The following is a 17,375-nucleotide window of genomic DNA, read 5'->3' as shown; positions in this document are numbered from 1 at the left end:
GCTGTCTGTTCTATCCCCGTTGCCCGGTACGCCCGTTGGGGCGCACCCGGCGGGTTCCGGCCGTCCGGGATCGCCGGCCGGAGCCCGCCCGCCGGGTCACCTGATGGGCGGCGGTCCGTCGATCGGGCGGCCCGGCACGCCGGGCCGCCGCTGCCAGGGCCGGGGTCCGGCCGGCGGCCGGTACGCGACGCCCAGCGCGTCAAGTCGCCGGTAGTGCACGGCCATCCGGCGCTCGAAGTCCGCGAAGTCCCGCTCCGGGGGCGCGGGCAGCCGGCTCCAGGCGACCTCCGCGAACGCGGCGAGCCGGGGAAACGCCTGGTAGTCCACGCGCCGGGCGTCCTCCAGGACCTCGGTCCACACATTGGCCTGGGTGCCGAGCACATGACGCGCCTCGGCCTCGGTGAGCGCCACCGGAACCGGTTCGAACCGGTAGACGTCCTCCAGGGTGCGCACGAAGCCGATCGGCACCGGCTCCTCGTCGCCGGGGGCCTGCCGGTGGTCCAGGTACACGTACTGCTCGGGGCACATGACGACGTCGTGTCCGGCGCGCGCGGCGGTGACCCCGCCCTCGTAGCCGCGCCAGGAGGACACCGCGGCGCCCGGCGCGAGGCCGCCCTGGAGGATCTCGTCCCAGCCGATCAGCCGGCGCCCGCGCGCCCCGAGCCAGGTGTCGAAGTGCCGGACGAACCACGACTGGAGCCCGTCCTCGTCGGCGAGGCCCAGTGCGGCGATGCGCTCCTGGGCGGCCGGCGACTTCTGCCACTGGTCCTTCGGGCATTCGTCGCCACCGATGTGGATGAACCGTGACGGGAACATCTCCAGCACCTCCTCGAACACCCCTTCGTAGAACCGGAGGGTGTCGTCGGTGGGTGCCAGTACGTTGGGGTTGATCCCCCAGGTGTCCCAGACGGAGAGTGCGCTCGTGTCGACCACGTCGGTGTTGCCGAGCTCCGGATAGGCGGCGATGGCCGCCTGCGAATGCCCCGGTACATCGATTTCCGGTACGACGGTGATATGCCGCTCGGCCGCGTAGGCGACGATTTCCCGGATGTCGTCCTGCGTGTAGTAACCCCCGTGCGGCTTCTCCTCCCACAGCGGCGAGGCCCGGTGACCGAATTTCGTCCGTGCCCGCCAGGAGCCGGTCTCGGTCAGTTCCGGATACCGCCTGATCTCGATCCGCCAGCCCTGATCGTCCGTCAGGTGCAGGTGCAGCACATTGAGTTTGTGCGCGGCCATCAGGTCGAGATAGCGCAGCACCCCGTCCTTGGGCATGAAGTGCCGGGCCACGTCGAGCAGCAGCCCGCGCCAGCCGAATCGGGGGCTGTCGCGCACGGTGAGCGCCGGGAATTCCCAGGACTGGCGATCACTGACGGGGGCGCGCCGGAAGGCCTCGGGTCCGAGCAGTTGCCGAAAGGTGCCGGCGGCCCAGAACAGCCCGGCCTCGCTCGCCCCTTCCAGGGTGACCACCCTGTTTTCGGCGGTCAACCGGTACGACTCCGGGCCGCCGAGTTCCTCCGCGAGCGCGGGCACGATCCGCAGCCGTACCCGGCTCTCTCCTTCGCGGTCCGGCGCGAAGGGCAGGCCGGTCGCCGCGCCGACCGTCGAGCGCAGCCAGCGCGCCACCCCTTCGGTGCCCTCGGCGGCATCGATCCCGGTGTCCGCGTCCACGGCACAGCGGCCTCCCGGCGCCGCGACCTCGCCCGGCGCCGGGATCAGCGCCACTTCCCCGGCTGCGGCCGTCCCCGTGCCGCCGATCTCACCCATGTGGCCTCCACGCCCCGTGTTGCACCCTGTGCAACAGCCGTTTCGCTCCGCACAACCAGCCGATCGGTAGGGAGGCTAGGTGGACCGGAACCCGCCCACAAGAGGTCTCGACCAATCGACGGGTGCCGGCACGGCTCGGCGGTCCCGGCACGGCGAAGGGCCCCGGCGCACGCGGGAGCGCGCCGGGGCCCTCGCGGGTCACCGGGTGAGGCGGGGCCTACTTGCCCTTGTCGCCGCCCTTGTCCTTGTCGCCGCCGCTGCCCATGGACTCGTAGATCTCCTTGCACATGGGGCACACGGGGTACTTCTTCGGGTCGCGGCCCGGCACCCAGACCTTCCCGCACAGCGCCACGACGGGGGTGCCGTCGAGGGCGCTCGCCATGATCTTGTCCTTCTGGACGTAGTGGGCGAAGCGCTCGTGGTCGCCGTCGCCGTGGGACACCTGCGGCGTCGGCTCTACGAGGGTCCCCGTACCAGTCCCGCGCTCGGGCTCAAGAGTGCTCATATTGCCCAGGGTACTGAAGCGCCGGGGCATCAGTTGAGCGAAGGGTCGTCCGGATACGTGGCCACCATCGCCAGCTCGCTGCGCTGGCGGCGCAGCACCTCCCGCCACAGCCGCTCGGGCTCCGGCGAGGACACGTCACCGGGCTCGGACTCCACCACGTACCAGGCGCCCTCGGCCAGCTCCTCCTCCAGCTGGCCCGGCCCCCAGCCGGCGTATCCGGCGAAGATCCGCAGCGAGCCGACGGCCGGGGCGAGCAGTTCGGGCGGCGCCTCCAGGTCGACCAGCCCGATCGCGCCGTGCACCCGCCGCCAGCCCACCGGGGCCCGCTCGCCGTTCGCCCCGCCCGGTATGACCGCCACGCCGAGCGCGGAGTCCAGCGAGACCGGCCCGCCCTGGAAGACGACGCCCGGCTCGCCGGTGAGGTCGGCCCAGCCCTCCAGGATGTCCCCGACACCCACCGGGGTGGGGCGGTTGAGGACGACGCCGAGGGAACCCTCCTCGTCGTGGTCGAGGAGGAGCACCACCGCGCGGTCGAAGTTCGGGTCCGCCAGGGCGGGGGTGGCCACGAGCAGCCGCCCTGTGAGCGAGGACACCTCGGTCATGCCAGACATGATCCCGCATCTTCCCCCGCCGTGGGGAGCCAATCGGAGTGCCCGAGTGAACGCAGCTCAGGGAGCGTGGGAGCAGAACCGGCGCACACTCACGCGCGGTGACCGCGTGTGTCCGATTGCAAACGGTTCGTGTTGTGACACGCCATGACGCGACGGGGCGGCACGCGGACTTACGAACGGGGGGTGATCGGCGATTACCCTGTCCCACGGCCCGTCCGTGATCGGCGGCCCCCATGCCCATCTGATCGGAACGCGAGATTCATGACCGTCAACGACGATGTCCTGCTTGTCCACGGCGGAAACCCGCTTGAGGGCGAGATCCGTGTCCGCGGTGCGAAGAACCTCGTACCGAAGGCCATGGTCGCCGCGCTGCTCGGCAGCGGGCCGAGCCGGCTGCGCAACGTTCCGGACATCCGTGACGTGCGCGTCGTGCGCGGGCTGCTCCAGTTGCACGGCGTGACGGTCCGTCCGGGTGAGGAGCCCGGCGAGCTGGTGCTCGACCCGACGTACGTCGAGAGCGCCAACGTGGCCGACATCGACGCCCACGCCGGCTCCAGCCGTATCCCGATCCTGTTCTGCGGCCCGCTGCTGCACCGGCTCGGGCACGCGTTCATCCCCGGTCTCGGCGGCTGCGACATCGGCGGCCGGCCCATCGACTTCCACTTCGACGTGCTGCGGCAGTTCGGCGCGAGCATCGAGAAGCGCGCGGACGGGCAGTACCTGGAGGCGCCGAAGGGCCTGCGCGGTACGAAGATCACGCTGCCCTACCCGTCGGTGGGCGCGACCGAGCAGGTGCTGCTGACGGCGGTGCTGGCCGAGGGCGTCACGGAGCTGTCCAACGCGGCCGTCGAGCCGGAGATCGAGGACCTCATCTGCGTGCTGCAGAAGATGGGCGCGATCATCGCGATGGACACCGACCGGACCATCCGCATCACCGGCGTGGACAAGCTCGGCGGCTACACCCACCGGGCCCTGCCGGACCGCCTGGAGGCCGCGTCCTGGGCGTCCGCGGCCCTCGCGACCGGCGGCAACATCTACGTCCGGGGCGCCCAGCAGCGCTCGATGATGACGTTCCTGAACACCTACCGCAAGGTCGGCGGCGCCTTCGAGATCGACGACGAGGGCATCCGCTTCTGGCATCCGGGCGGCCAGCTGAAGTCCATCGCCCTGGAGACGGACGTCCACCCCGGTTTCCAGACCGACTGGCAGCAGCCGCTGGTGGTGGCGCTCACCCAGGCCACCGGCCTGTCGATCATCCACGAGACGGTCTACGAGTCCCGCCTCGGCTTCACCTCGGCGCTCAACCAGATGGGTGCCCACATCCAGCTCTACCGCGAGTGCCTGGGCGGCTCCGACTGCCGCTTCGGCCAGCGCAATTTCCTGCACTCCGCGGTCGTCTCGGGCCCGACCCGGCTCCAGGGCGCCGACCTGGTCATCCCCGACCTGCGCGGCGGCTTCTCGTACCTGATCGCGGCCCTGGCCGCCGAGGGCACCTCGCGCGTCCACGGCATCGAGCTGATCAACCGCGGCTACGAGAACTTCATGGAGAAGCTCGTGGAGCTGGGCGCCAAGGTCGAACTGCCGGGCAAGGCCCTCGGCTGACCTCGAGCAAACAAGCAAACAGGGCGGTCCCCCTCAGCTGAGGGGGACCGCCCTGTTCGATGTCGTCGGCCCATCCGGCGCCGCCCGCCGGGGTGCGCTCGGAAGGGGCGCGGGCCGTGTTGGTTCCCGGCTCCGCCGCGCGGGCGCGACCAGCCACGACGGCCCGTCAACCACCCACGGCGCTCACCTCGAACGGCGCTCCGGTGGACCGGCGCTCAACGCGGAGCGCTTACTTGCCCTTGGCCGCTTCCTTGAGCTTGGAGCCCGCGGTGACCTTCACGCTGAACCCGGCGGGGATGTTGATCGGCTCGCCGGTCTGCGGGTTGCGCGCGGTACGAGCGGCACGGTGGGTGCGCTCGAAGGTCAGGAAGCCGGGGATGGTGACCTTCTCGTCGCCCTTGGCGACGATCTCGCCGACGGTCTCGGCGAACGCGGCCAGCACGGCGTCGGCGTCCTTGCGGGTCACCTCGGCGCGGTCGGCCAGCGCGGCCACCAGCTCACTGCGGTTCATGTTGTTACTCCCGTGTTTTCTTGCCGTTGGGGTGTGCCACGTGGCGGTCATGCCGGCGGCACTGCGATGCCGATGCGCTCGCGCCCAGGGACGCATCCTGCCCCTACCTGCGGCGGGAAAGCCAATCCGGCACCCGTAGGAGTCGTGAGAACACCCTGGGGAGTCACACGAAAAGCGCCTGATCGGCGTCACCCTAGAGGGCGCCCGGTACCAGGTGGTTCCACGACGCGCCGGTGCGGGGGGCCACCGTGGTGATCCTCACAGCCCCCGGCACCGTACGACACGCCGCGGTCGGGCGGTCTTCCCTGGTCAGGCGGTTGCGCCGACCGCCTTGGCAGCCTCGCGGACCGCGCCGGCGACGGCGCCCGCGACCCTGTCGTTGAAGACGCTCGGAATGATGTAGTTCGGGTTCAGCTCGTCCTCGCCGACCACGTCGGCGAGTGCCTTGGCGGCGGCGAGCATCATCTCGGTGTTGACGGTACGGGACTGCGCGTCCAGCAGGCCGCGGAAGACACCCGGAAAGACCAGCACGTTGTTGATCTGGTTGGGGAAGTCCGAGCGGCCGGTGGCCACCACCGCGGCCGTCTGGCGGGCGATCGCCGGGTCCACCTCGGGGTCCGGGTTCGCGAGCGCGAACACGATCGCGCCGTCCGCCATGGCGGCCACGTCGTCGCCGTCCAGGACGTTCGGGGCCGAGACGCCGATGAAGACGTCCGCGCCGCGCACAGCCTCCTTCAGGGTCCCGGTGAGGCCCTCGTGGTTGGTGTTGTCGGCGATCCAGCGCAGCGGCGAGTCGGCCGGGGCGTCCACCAGGTCCGTGCGGCCCGCGTGCACCACGCCGTGGATGTCGGCGACGACGGCGTTCTTGGCGCCCGCCGCGAGCAGCAGCTTGAGGATGGCCGTACCGGCCGCGCCGGCGCCGGACATCACGATCCGGATGTTCTCGATCGCCTTGCCGGTGACGCGCAGCGCGTTGGTCAGCGCGGCCAGCACGACGATTGCGGTGCCGTGCTGGTCGTCGTGGAAGACCGGGATGTCCAGGGCCTCGCGCAGCCGGGCCTCGATCTCGAAGCAGCGGGGCGCGGAGATGTCCTCCAGGTTGATGCCCGCGAAGCCGGGGGCGATCGCCTTGACGATCTCCACGATCGCGTCGGTGTCCTGGGTGTCCAGGCACAGCGGCCAGGCGTCGATGCCGGCGAAGCGCTTGAAGAGGGCCGCCTTGCCCTCCATGACGGGCAGCGCGGCCTTGGGGCCGATGTTGCCGAGGCCGAGCACCGCGGAACCGTCCGTCACGACCGCAACGGAGTTGCGCTTGATGGTGAGGCGGCGGGCGTCCTCGGGGTTCTCGGCGATCGCCATGCAGACGCGGGCCACACCCGGCGTGTAGACCATGGAGAGGTCGTCACGGTTGCGGATGGGGTGCTTGGACTGCATCTCGATCTTGCCGCCGAGGTGCATCAGGAACGTACGGTCGGAGACCTTGCCGAGGGTGACGCCCTCGATGCCGCGCAGCTTCCCGACGATCTCCTCGGCGTGGGCCGTGGACGTGGCCGCGATGGTGACGTCGATACGGAGCTTCTCGTGCCCGGACGCGGTGACGTCGAGGCCGGTCACCGAGCCTCCGGAGGACTCCACGGCGTTGGTGAGCTGCGAGACGGCGGTTCCGCTCGCGGGCACCTCCAGCCGGATGGTCATCGAGTAGGAGACGCTGGGCGCCGTTGCCATGGCCGACTTCCTCTGCTTTCACCGTGTCGCGAGTTTTGCCGTCCGATCGTCGCACCTACCGATCAGTACGTGCTAGTCGCCCTGGATTGCGAACGTTTTGTACACAGTCGATGACCGGTCGGTACGTGGTTTCGGAAAACGACTTCCACCATACGAGAGTTGACGGGCATAAGAAAGAGGCCCACGCCACTTGATCGTGACGTGGGCCTCCCACGTTGGCGACACCGGCCCGCCATGCTCGCCTCGCGGCAAGTGGTCCCTCGAAGGGACGAAGGTTGGGCCCGGGGGCTTGGATCGAGCCGGTGCCGTACCCAGGCTAACAAACGGATGCCGGATGCCATTCCCCTCGGCGGGAGTTCGCCGGAAATCAGTCGCGCAGCAGATCCGGCACCCCGGCCGCGTCCGGCTCGTCCCGCTCCCCCGAGACCACCGTGAGCTGCTGGGTCGCGCGGGTGAGCGCCACGTAGAGCACGCGCAGCCCGGCCGGGGACTCGTCGGCGATCTCCGCGGGCGAGACGACGACCGTCGCGTCGTACTCCAGGCCCTTGGCCTCCAGGCTGCCGAGCGCCACCACCCGGTCGCCGAGCCCGGCCAGCCAGCGTCTCGCCTCCTCGCGCCGGTTCATCGCGACGACCACGCCGACCGTGCCGTCCACCAGGTCCAGCAGCCGCTCCGCCTCGGCCCGCACGGTGTCCTGGAGGGACTCCCGCACGACGGTGAAGCGCGGCTCGACCCCGGTGGACCGCACGGCTCTGGGCGACTCGGCGCCGGGCATGGCGAGCGCGAGCACGCGGGCGGCCAGGTCGGCGATCTCGGCGGGGTTGCGGTAGTTCACGGTGAGCCGGAAGCGGCGCCGGGGGCGGGTGCCCAGGGCCTCGTCGCGGGCCTCGGCGGCCTCGTCCGGGTCGGACCAGGAGGACTGGGCCGGGTCCCCGACCACCGTCCAGGTGGCGTGCCGGCCGCGGCGGCCCACCATGCGCCACTGCATCGGCGTGAGGTCCTGCGCCTCGTCCACGATGACGTGCGCGTACTCGGTGCGCTCCTGCGCCAGCCGCTCGGCCCGTTCCCGCTGGGTCTCCTCGCGCACCGGCATCAGCTCCTCCAGGCCGGTGAGCTGGTCCAGCGGGTCGAGCTCCCGCTTCCTGCGGGGCCGGGCCGGGGCGCCCAGGATCGCCTGGAGCTCGTCCAGCAGGGCGATGTCGTGCACCGTACGGCCGTCCCGCTTGAGCGAACGGGCCACCTTGCGCACCTCGCCGGGGTTGAGGATGCGGCGCGCCCAGCGGCCGAGCCGCTTCTCGTCGGCCATGGCGTCGAGCACCCGCGCCGGGGTCAGCTCCGGCCACCACGCGTCCAGGAAGCCGAGGAAGGCGTCCTCGCCCGTGATGTCCTCGTCGAAGGAGGACCGCAGCTCGGCCGCCAGCTCCGGGTCGGTGTGCCGGGCCCCGGCGCCGGACTTCGCCCACAGGGCGTCCAGCAGCAGCTTGCGGGCGCGCGGGCGCAGCAGGTTGACGGGGGCGGTGCCGCCGAGGGCGGTACGGCGGATGTGGTCCAGCTCCTCGGCCTCCAGTTCGAGCCGGCGGCCGAAGGCGACGACGCGGAGGCGGGCGGGGTCGGCGGCCCGCCGCGGCGCGTCGTCGTCCTCGTCGCGGGCCGCCTGGACGGCCGGGCCCAGCTCCAGGGCGCCCCTGGCGGCCTTCCGCAGCACCTTCAGCATCCGGTACGAGCCCTTGGCGCGGGCCACGGACGGGGAGTCGTACAGCGTCGCCTCCACGCCGTCGACCAGCGAGCCGATCGCCCGGATCGCGACCTGGCCCTCCTCGCCGAGCGAGGGCAGCACGCCCTCGGTGTAGGCGACGAGCAGCGGGGTCGGGGAGACGATGAGGATGCCGCCCGCGTACCGCCTGCGGTCCTGGTAGAGCAGGTAGGCGGCGCGGTGCAGGGCGACCGCGGTCTTGCCGGTGCCGGGGCCGCCCTCGACGTACGTGATCGAGGCGGCGGGGGCCCGGATGACGAGGTCCTGCTCGGCCTGGATGGAGGAGACGATGTCCCGCATGGTGTGGCCGCGGGCCTGGCCGAGGGCGGCCATCAGGGCGCCGTCGCCGATGACGGCCAGCTCCCGGCCGTCGAGACAGGCGGTGAGCGAGGGGCGCATCAGGTCGTCCTCGACGCCGAGCACCCGGCGCCCCTTGGAGCGGATGACCCGCCGGCGCACCACCCGGCCGGGCTCCACGGGGGTGGCCCGGTAGAAGGGCGCGGCGGCGGGGGCGCGCCAGTCGATGACGAGCGGCGCGTAGTCCTCGTCGAGGACGCCGATGCGCCCGATGTGCAGGGTCTCGGCGATGTCGGCGGTGTTGTCCTCGCGCACCGCGCCCTCGGCCGGCTCGACCGCCGTGTAGGCCCCGTCGGGCCCCTTCTTGCCGTCCTTGCCGAGCAGCAGGTCGATCCGCCCGAACAGGAAGTCCTCGAACTCGTTGTTGAGCCGGTTCAGGTGGACACCGGCGCGGAAGACCTGCGCGTCCCGCTCGGCGAGCGCGCCGGGGGTGCCGACCTGGCCGCGCTGGGCCGCGTCGTTCATCAGGAACTCGGCCTCGTGGATCTTCTCCTCGAGCCGCCGGTACACCCGGTCCAGGTGTGCCTGTTCGACGCTGATCTCTCGGTCGCGCACGGAGTCCTGTGCGTCGTGTTCCGAGCCGACCGCGGAATGCTGAACCTGAGCGGCCACCGGGCCCCCTTCTGACGTGCTGGGCAGCCGTCAACCGTACGCGAAGGGGGGCGGGCGAGGCTACGCCACCCACCGGTCCCGTGCGCGGATGTCCGGGACGCGGAGGTCCGGGGCGCGGGTGCTCGGGCGCGGGTCGCGGGCGCTCAGGCGCGGGTGAGGGCGGCCCGGCGGCGGTGGCGGGCGACCCGCTCCCGGTTGCCGCACACCTCGCTGGAGCACCAGCGCCGGCGGCGCCCGCGGGAGGTGTCGAGGTAGAGGAGCGGACAGTTGTCCCCCTCGCACTCGCGCAGGGCGGCCCGCGCCACGGGGTCGGTGAGCAGTTCCACGGCGTCGCGGGCGAGCAGCGCGAGCAGGGCGGCGGGTCCGGGCGGCGCGACCAGTTCGCGTACGAGCGTCCCGTCGCCGCGCCGTACGGCACAGGGCACCGGGGGCGCCCCGCGGGCCACCTCGTTCACCCGCGCGAGCGCTCTCCCGCACGACACCGGGCCACCGGCGCGCCGCACCAACTGCCCTATGTCCTGCCGCACTTCGTGGAACCGCACCACCCAGGACTCGTCGGCGTGCGCGAGCCCCGTACCGGCCGGGACCAGCCCGGCCTCCTCGATCCAGCGGCACAACGCCCCGACGGAATCGAGCCGTTCACCGGGATGGCAGGTCGCCAACAGATCCAGACATACCCGTCCGGCATCGAACCGCAGCGCCATGTGCCTGTCACCGCCTAGGCATACGGGGAGTCGTACAGACCGCTTGCTCCCACAGTGCCCGCCCGACCGGGCCGCCGGAACCCCTCGTGCCGGCACCGGTCGCCCTCAGGCGGGCGGGATGTTCTGGTTGGCGTGGAAGAAGTTGCCGGGGTCGTAAGTGCGTTTGACCGCGGCCAGCCGGTCGTAGTGGCCGCGGTAGGTGGCCCGGACCCGGTCGGTGGGCTCCTGCTCGCCCAGGAAGTTGAGGTAGCCGCCGCCCATGGAGTACGGGTGCAGATCGTTCCAGTAGTCGACGCACCAGCCGGCGATCCGGGCGGCGTTGGCGGGGTCGGGGTCGATGCCGGCGATGACGCCGGACCACCGGGCGTCCCGGTAGGCCCAGGCCGTCTCGTCGGGTCCGGTCCGGTGGGCCGCCCCGTCCACCGGGTAGAGGTGCATGGTGGACAGGCCGGTGGGGAGGTCCCGGCCGTATCTCTCGTGCACGGCGATGGCGTCGTCGCCGATGGCGTCGAAGAAGTCCCCGCGCCAGTACCACTGGAGGCCCTTGGGCAGCAGCTGGTCGAACATGGTCTGGAGGACGGGATAGGGCATCACCGCGGTGAAGTGGAAGGCGGGCTGCCCGGCGGCGGCCACGGCGGCGACGGCCCGCTCCAGCCGCTCCTGTTCGTCCTCCGCGGGGTCCGCCTCCCCGGACGTTCCGGCGCGCCCCGGCGTGTGGCACCACACCACCCCGCACATCTTCTTCCCGTGCAGCGGTTCGGGGAACGGCGGGCCCGGCGGGACGGTCAGCAGCACGAAGAACCCGTTCAGCTCGTCCGGCGCGGCGGGCAGGAACTCCCGGTACCAGCACAGCACTTCGCGTACCCGGTCGACCGGCCACAGGGTGATCGCGACCCCGACGGTGTCCACCGGGTGCAACCGGAAGGCGAAGGAGGTGACGACCCCGAAGTTGCCGCCGCCGCCCCGGAGCGCCCAGAACAGGTCGGGGTGCTCGTCGGCGGAGGCGGTGACGAGGCTGCCGTCGGCGAGCACCACGTCGGCGGAGAGCAGGCTGTCGATGGTCAGGCCGTAACGGCGGGTGAGGTGGCCGTGTCCACCGCCGAGGGTGAGCCCGCCGACACCGGTGGTGGACATGATCCCGGAGGGCACGCCCAGGCCGAAGGTGTGCGCCGCGTGGTCGAGATCGCCGAGCAGGGTCCCGCCGCCCACGCGGGCGGTACGGGTCGCCGGTTCGACGTGGACCCAGCGCATGGGCGCCAGATCCAGAGTGAGCGCGCCGTCCACCAGACACAGCCCCGGCCCGCTGTGCCCGCCCCCGCGCACGGCCACCGCGACGCCGTGGTCCTGCGCGAACGCGAGCACGGTCCGCACGTCCGCCACGTCCGCACACCGCGCGAACCCGGCCGGCCGCCGGTCGATCATGGCGTTGTAGATCCCCCGCGCCTCGTCGTACCCGCCGTCCCCCGGCCCGACGACGCCTCCCCGCACCGTCCCCCGCAGCGTGTCCAGAGCGACCTCGCCGATGACGCTCATGGCCGAACACCTCGGTCCACCCAACGGAACTTCATGCCGCCGCGAACATTGTCCGCCGACAGACCGGCTCCCGCACGCCGGGGACCGATCATCCGCACGACGCCTTGCGGGAGACAGCCGCGCCGACGGGGTCGTTCGGGGCCGCGCACGGCAAAGGCCCCGCCGCTTGATGCGGCGGGGCCTTTGCCCACATGGGGTACCCCCGGAGGGGTTCGTGGAGATGGCGGGAATCGAACCCGCGTCCAACGGTGCGGAATCAGGGCTTCTCCGTGTGCAGTTCGCTGTGATTTTCTCAGCCCCGGCGATCACGCGAACAAGTCGCCGACGGGCTCAGTCACTGTTTGATTTCCCTCTTCACCCCGTGACCGGGATCAAGGTTTAGTTCCCTAGCTGATGCCAGGATCCGGGTCGGGAACAGCCCCGGGCTGACACTTCGCAAGTCGCTACTTAGGCAGCGAGGGCGAAGGAATCGCGCTTGGTGTTGGCGATTATTTTTTTCGGCCTGTGGTTTACGAGATCATGGCCGCTTCCTCGACACGCTTCCCCTGCTTCGACAACCGCTGTCGAAACCGATCATCCCCATGTTGTTTTTTCAAGGTGCGCACCGGGCTGGCGTCCGGTGCTGCTGCCATCGTACGGGACCAACGCGGGTCGATGCCAGCGTATTCCCCAGGGGGGCCTACACGCCGCGCTGCCTCCGCTTCGCCGCCGCGATGGCGCGCTCCGACTCGCGCCGGTCCTGCTTCTCCCGCAGGGTCTGCCGCTTGTCGTACTCCTTCTTGCCCCGTGCGAGCGCGATCTCGGCCTTCGCGCGGCCGTCCCGGAAGTACAGGGCGAGCGGCACGATGGTGTGACCCGTCTCCTGGGCCTTGGACTCCAGCTTGTCGATCTCCTCGCGGTGCAGCAGCAGCTTGCGCTTGCGGCGCGCGGAGTGGTTGGTCCAGCTGCCCTGGTGGTACTCCGGGATGTGGGCGTTGTGCAGCCACGCCTCGCCCCGGTCGATCTGGACGAAGCCGTCGGTCAGCGAGGTCCGGCCCTCGCGCAGCGACTTGACCTCGGTGCCGGTGAGCACGAGCCCGGCCTCGTAGGTGTCGATGATCGCGTAGTCGTGCCGGGCCTTCTTGTTCTGGGCGACGATCTTGCGCTTGCCGCCCTTCTCGCCGTCCCTGGCCTTGCCCGCCCCGCCGCCCTGCTTGGGCTGGGACTCCTTGGGTACGTACATTCCCTTGCTCATAGTGCCGTCCATTTTCGCACTACGCGGGGGGCCTACGGCCAGCCTTTAATCCGCTTCGCCCAGGCCGGTGAGGACGGTCTCGGCGCGTCGCAGCACGCCGTCCCCCGCTTCCAGGTCCGGCGTGATGCCCCGGCCGTCGACCGCGTGCCCGCAGGGGGTGCGGTAGTGGCCCACGGTCAGCTCGGCCACCGAGCCGTCGGGGAGGCTCGTCGGCATCTGGATGGAGCCCTTGCCGAAGGTGCGCGTGCCGATCACCACCGCGCGGCCCCGGTCCTGGAGCGCGCCGGTGAGCAGCTCGGCCGCGCTCATGGTGCCGCCGTCGACCAGGGCGACCAGGGGACGCCTGGTGTCCCCGCCGGGCGTGGCGTGCAGGGCGTGCTGGGCGCCGTCGGCGTCGTAGGTGGCGACCAGGCCGCCGTCGAGGAAGGCGGAGGCGGTGGCCACGGCCTCGGTGACCAGGCCGCCGGAGTTGCCGCGCAGGTCCAGGACGATCCCGGAGCCGGCCGGGGCGGCCCGCAGGGCCTCGCGGACGCGGGCGCCGGTGCCCTTGGTGAAGGCGGCGACCCGGATCAGGGTGGCCCGCGCGGACAGCCGGCGGGCGCTCACCGAGTCGGTGGTCAGGGTGGCCCGGCGCAGGGTCCGGGTCCAGGTGCGGGTGCCGCGCTGGAGGCCGAGCCTGACGGTCTTGCCGGCGGGCGCGTCGTCGGCGTCGCCGCGCAGCCGGGCGACCACCTCGGTGACCGGCAGGCCGTCCGCGCGGGCGCCGTCCACGCTGCGCAGCCGGTCGCCGGTGCGGATGCCGGCCGCGGCGGCGGGCGAGCCGGGCCGCACCTCGGTGACCTCGATACGGCCGTCCTGTTGGCGCGCGGCGGAGAGGCCGACGCCGGTGTAGCGGCCGTCGAGGGCGTCCTGGAACTCCTGGTACTCGCCCTCGGAGTAGACGGCGCCCCAGCGGTCGCCGCTGCGGCTGACGGCCCGCTCGGCGGCCTCCATCGGGGAGGTGCCGTCGGCCATCGCGCGGGCGGCGGCGTCCCGTACGGACTCGTCGCGTACGGCGCCCACGGGCACGGGGGTGGTGGTCCGGGGCGCCGGGTGGTCGGGGTCCGGGAAGGCGCCGGTGACCGCCCCGGCGACGATGACTCCGGCGAAGACCAAGGTCAGCGCGGCTCCTTGGCGGGCGCGGTGAGGCGGACAGAGCGGGTCGCGGCCGGACATGGCGGTGAGTCTAGGACAACGGACCCGCCGTCACGGCCCGTTGCCCTGCCCGCCGTCTTGGTTTGCGTCACACCTTCAGGTACTTGCGCAAGGCGAAGAACGCGGCCAGGGACGGCATCAGCACGCTGGTCGCCAGGATCAGCGGCAGCTTGGTCAGCACCGAGTCCCAGCCGACGAAGTTGATCAGCGTCAGCTTGTGGGACAGGTCCATGCCGTGGTCGATGGTGAAGTACCGGCCGACCACCAGGAAGACGCAGGCGAGACCGCCGCCGATGAGCCCGGCGACCGCGGCCTCGGCGATGAACGGCGCCTGGATGTAGAAGCCGGAGGCGCCGACCAGGCGCATGATCCCGGTCTCCCGCCGGCGGCTGAACGCCGACACGCGCACGGTGTTGACGATCAGCAGCAGCGCCACGAACAGCATGAGCGCCATCACGCCGAGCGCGCCGCGGTTCATCAGGTTCAGCAGCTGGAAGAGGTTGTCCAGGATGCCCTTCTGGTCCTGCACCGACTGCACGCCGTCGCGCCCGTTGAACGCGGTCGCGATCACCTGGTACTTCTGCGGGTCCTTGAGCTTGATCCGGTACGACTCCTGCATCTGGTCCGGCGTGAGCGAGCCGGCCAGCGGGGAGTTGCCGAACTGCTCCTTGTAGTGCTTGTACGCCTCGTCCTGCGACTCGTACGACACCTTCTCGACGATCGGCATCTTGTGCAGGTCGGAGAGGATCTGCTTCTTCTGGTCCTCGGTGACCGCGCCCTTGGCGCAGTGCACGTCCTGCTCGGCGTCGTGCTTGTTGCACAGGAAGATCGAGACGTTGACCTTGTCGTACCAGTAGCCCTTCATGGTGCTCACCTGGTCGCTCATCAGCAGGGAGCCGCCGAAGAGGGCCAGGGACAGGGCGACGGAGACGATGACCGCGAAGGTCATCGTGAGATTGCGGCGGAGACCGACACCGATCTCCGACAGGACGAACTGGGGGCGCATGGCGTCGGGTTGTGCCTTTCCGTGGACGAACTGGGGCGCGCGGTCAGTGCTGGTAGCCGTAGACGCCGCGGGTCTGGTCGCGGACGAGGCGGCCCTTCTCCAGCTCGATGACGCGCTTGCGCATCTGGTCCACGATGTTCTGGTCGTGCGTCGCCATGATGACGGTGGTGCCCGTCCGGTTGATCCGGTCGAGCAGCTTCATGATGCCGACGGAGGTCTGCGGGTCGAGGTTGCCGGTGGGCTCGTCGGCGATCAGCAGCTTGGGCCGGTTGACGAACGCGCGCGCGATGGCCACCCGCTGCTGCTCACCGCCGGACAGCTCGCCGGGCATCCGGTCCTCCTTGCCGCCGAGGCCGACGAGGTCGAGCACCTGGGGCACGGACTTGCGGATCTCGCCGCGGGACTTGCCGATCACCTCCTGCGCGAAGGCCACGTTCTCCGCGACCGTCTTGTTGGGCAGCAGGCGGAAGTCCTGGAAGACGGTTCCCAGCTGGCGGCGCATCTGCGGCACCTTCCAGTTGGAGAGGCGGGCGAGGTCTTTGCCCAGCACGTGCACCTGGCCGTGGCTGCACCGCTCCTCGCGGAGGACCAGCCGCAGGAAGGTGGACTTTCCGGAGCCGGAGGACCCCACGAGGAAGACGAACTCGCCCTTTTCCACTTCCAGGGAGACATCCCTGAGTGCGGGACGGGTCTGCTTGGGGTAGACCTTGGAGACATTGTCGAATCGGATCACGGATGCACCACGGGTCGCCGGGGGTAGATGAGCGTGACCATACGCGAACCGGGTGTGCACGCGCAGGCGCAGGCTGAGGTTGGGCAAGACTTGTACGCTTTTGCACCGGTCGTTGGTGCGGGCACCGAGGTGGGCGCGGCGACGGCCTGTCCGGGCGCCGCGGCAAGGGCCCCGCGCACGGCGCCGCGGAAACTGGCACAGTGGGAGGGGAACGTCCGCGTTCCTGTGAGCGTTGTACGAAGTGATACGGCCGGTGCGAGGAGGGCGAGCGCATGACGTACGACCGGTTGGTGTGCGCGAACTGCGCGGCGCCCGTGAGCGAGGGCCGGTGCCCGGTGTGCCGGGCCAACCGCGAGCGTCTTCAGCAGGAGGGCTTCCTGGGCGGGATCAACCCGATGGCGCTGATCGCGCTTCTCGCGGTGCTGATCGCCGCGGTGGCGCTGCTGGCGCATCAGACCGCCTGACCAGGTCCTGCCAGGTAAGAAGCGGTCGGGAAAAACCCCGGAAAAGCGTCAGGGCCCGGAGCCGAGGCTCCGGGCCCTTCGCGTACGCGCGGTACGCGGGCGTCTACCGTGCGGCTGCCGTCAGGCGGCCGCGCCGCCCCGGCCGGCCAGACGCGGCAGGATGCGGAAGCCGATACCGCCGGCGATCATCGTCGCGGCACCGATGACCAGGAACGAGGTCTGCCCGGCACCGGTCTCGGCGAGCTGCTTGCCGCCGGTCTGCGGCTGCGGGTTGTCCGACCCGGTGTCGGTGAGGGCCGAGGAGCCCTCCTCCTGGGTGGCGTTGTCGTTGCCGCCGCCCTGGGGGCTGTCGCCACCGGTGCCGGAGCCGCCACCGGTGCCGCCGCCGTGGTGGCCGCCGCCGCCGTGGTGGCCACCGCCGGTGCCGCCGGTGCCGTTGCCGCCGGAGTTGCCCTGGCCGCCGGTGGACTGGTTCCCGCCGGTGGTGTCGTTCCCGCCCGTGGTCTGGTCACCGCCGGTGGTCTGGTCGCCACCGGTGGTCTGGTCGCCGCCGGTCGTGGTGTCGTTCCCACCGGTGGTCTGGTCGCCACCCGTGGTCTGGTCACCGCCGGTGGTCTGGTCGCCGCCGGTCGTGGTGTCGTTCCCACCGGTGGTCTGGTCGCCACCCGTGGTCTGGTCGCCACCGGTGGTCTGGTCGCCGCCGGTCGTGGTGTCGTTCCCACCGGTGGTCTGGTCGCCACCCGTGGTCTGGTCACCGCCGGTGGTCTGGTCGCCACCGGTCGTGGTGTCGTCCCCGCCCGTGGTGGTCGAGTCGCCACCGGTGGTGTCACAGATCCCCACCGGGTCGCAGGGGTCGTCAGGCTTGACCTTCGCACCGAGGTTGATCGGACCCGCGTGGACATCGAGGTCCAGGGCGGAGGCCGCGCCGGCCGCGGTCAGGGACGCACCGGCCGCGATCACGGCGCCCGCGGCTATCCGCGCGACCCGGATCCGCGTCTTCTTCGTCATATGGCTGCTACCCCCAGTAGCTGTTCGTCAATGAGGCCGCGCAGTGGGGCTGGCCGTGA

At 71.4% G+C, this 17,375-nt stretch carries 15 protein-coding genes and 1 other RNA gene; 2 read left to right on the top strand and 14 right to left on the bottom strand.

Going from position 1 to position 17,375, the window contains the following annotated elements:
- Nucleotides 1-96: 96 nt before the first annotated feature.
- From ACZ7EC_RS04805 to ACZ7EC_RS04795, 3 genes are all read right to left on the bottom strand, one after another.
- Nucleotides 97-1,764 carry a beta-N-acetylhexosaminidase gene (locus ACZ7EC_RS04805; protein ID WP_471058059.1) on the bottom strand — a complete coding sequence of 556 codons (1,668 nt, stop codon included), beginning with the start codon at nucleotides 1,762-1,764 and terminating at the stop codon, nucleotides 97-99.
- A gap of 217 nt (nucleotides 1,765-1,981) precedes the next feature.
- A complete protein-coding gene (locus ACZ7EC_RS04800) occupies nucleotides 1,982-2,269 on the bottom strand; it encodes a DUF3039 domain-containing protein (protein WP_397985716.1) in 288 nt (95 codons plus the stop codon).
- Nucleotides 2,270-2,298: 29 nt separating this feature from the next.
- Entirely contained in the window at nucleotides 2,299-2,871 is a 573-nt protein-coding gene (locus ACZ7EC_RS04795) for a YqgE/AlgH family protein (RefSeq protein WP_471058055.1), read from the bottom strand.
- A 270-nt stretch (nucleotides 2,872-3,141) separates the two neighbouring features.
- On the opposite strand from ACZ7EC_RS04795, the gene murA reads away from it, so the two are divergent.
- A complete protein-coding gene (gene murA, locus ACZ7EC_RS04790) occupies nucleotides 3,142-4,482 on the top strand; it encodes a UDP-N-acetylglucosamine 1-carboxyvinyltransferase (RefSeq protein ID WP_471058052.1) in 1,341 nt (446 codons plus the stop codon).
- Between the two features lie 229 nt (nucleotides 4,483-4,711).
- Here the strand turns inward: murA and ACZ7EC_RS04785 are convergent, their stop codons facing one another.
- The 10 genes from ACZ7EC_RS04785 to ftsE all read right to left on the bottom strand — a co-directional run bounded on the left by ACZ7EC_RS04785 (nucleotide 4,712) and on the right by ftsE (nucleotide 15,844).
- Nucleotides 4,712-4,993: an HU family DNA-binding protein gene (locus tag ACZ7EC_RS04785; protein ID WP_014673024.1), complete on the bottom strand. Its 282-nt coding sequence runs from the start codon at nucleotides 4,991-4,993 to the stop codon at nucleotides 4,712-4,714.
- Between the two features lie 309 nt (nucleotides 4,994-5,302).
- Nucleotides 5,303-6,718 (bottom strand): NAD-dependent malic enzyme, encoded by a 1,416-nt coding sequence (locus ACZ7EC_RS04780; RefSeq protein WP_471058049.1) that lies wholly within the window; start codon nucleotides 6,716-6,718, stop codon nucleotides 5,303-5,305.
- Nucleotides 6,719-7,085: 367 nt separating this feature from the next.
- On the bottom strand, nucleotides 7,086-9,440 hold the full coding sequence (locus ACZ7EC_RS04775) for a HelD family protein (protein WP_471058046.1): 2,355 nt from the start codon (nucleotides 9,438-9,440) through the stop codon (nucleotides 7,086-7,088).
- Between the two features lie 143 nt (nucleotides 9,441-9,583).
- On the bottom strand, nucleotides 9,584-10,144 hold the full coding sequence (locus ACZ7EC_RS04770) for a CGNR zinc finger domain-containing protein (protein WP_471058043.1): 561 nt from the start codon (nucleotides 10,142-10,144) through the stop codon (nucleotides 9,584-9,586).
- A gap of 105 nt (nucleotides 10,145-10,249) precedes the next feature.
- The gene (locus tag ACZ7EC_RS04765; protein ID WP_471058040.1) at nucleotides 10,250-11,677 is read right to left on the bottom strand and encodes an FAD-binding oxidoreductase; all 1,428 of its coding nucleotides are present in this window, start codon (nucleotides 11,675-11,677) and stop codon (nucleotides 10,250-10,252) included.
- A gap of 212 nt (nucleotides 11,678-11,889) precedes the next feature.
- Nucleotides 11,890-12,258, bottom strand: a transfer-messenger RNA (tmRNA) gene (gene ssrA / locus ACZ7EC_RS04760).
- A gap of 98 nt (nucleotides 12,259-12,356) precedes the next feature.
- The gene (gene smpB / locus ACZ7EC_RS04755; protein ID WP_397987276.1) at nucleotides 12,357-12,899 is read right to left on the bottom strand and encodes an SsrA-binding protein SmpB; all 543 of its coding nucleotides are present in this window, start codon (nucleotides 12,897-12,899) and stop codon (nucleotides 12,357-12,359) included.
- 57 nt (nucleotides 12,900-12,956) lie between these two features.
- On the bottom strand, nucleotides 12,957-14,126 hold the full coding sequence (locus ACZ7EC_RS04750; protein WP_471058037.1) for a S41 family peptidase: 1,170 nt from the start codon (nucleotides 14,124-14,126) through the stop codon (nucleotides 12,957-12,959).
- A 67-nt stretch (nucleotides 14,127-14,193) separates the two neighbouring features.
- Entirely contained in the window at nucleotides 14,194-15,111 is a 918-nt protein-coding gene (ftsX, locus tag ACZ7EC_RS04745) for a permease-like cell division protein FtsX (RefSeq protein WP_397985708.1), read from the bottom strand.
- A gap of 43 nt (nucleotides 15,112-15,154) precedes the next feature.
- Nucleotides 15,155-15,844: a cell division ATP-binding protein FtsE gene (gene ftsE / locus ACZ7EC_RS04740; RefSeq protein WP_037651391.1), complete on the bottom strand. Its 690-nt coding sequence runs from the start codon at nucleotides 15,842-15,844 to the stop codon at nucleotides 15,155-15,157.
- Between the two features lie 272 nt (nucleotides 15,845-16,116).
- Here ftsE and ACZ7EC_RS04735 point away from each other — a divergent pair, with 272 nt between their 5' ends.
- Nucleotides 16,117-16,308 (top strand): hypothetical protein, encoded by a 192-nt coding sequence (locus tag ACZ7EC_RS04735; protein WP_046423215.1) that lies wholly within the window; start codon nucleotides 16,117-16,119, stop codon nucleotides 16,306-16,308.
- Nucleotides 16,309-16,428: 120 nt separating this feature from the next.
- On the opposite strand, the gene ACZ7EC_RS04730 is transcribed toward ACZ7EC_RS04735, so the two are convergent.
- On the bottom strand, nucleotides 16,429-17,316 hold the full coding sequence (locus ACZ7EC_RS04730; RefSeq protein WP_471058032.1) for a hypothetical protein: 888 nt from the start codon (nucleotides 17,314-17,316) through the stop codon (nucleotides 16,429-16,431).
- Between the last annotated feature and the right edge of the window lie 59 nt (nucleotides 17,317-17,375).

Source organism: Streptomyces sp. NPDC037203 (assembly GCF_055605065.1).
Note: the sequence above shows the minus strand (reverse complement) of the source record. Positions and strands in the feature narration are given on the sequence as shown.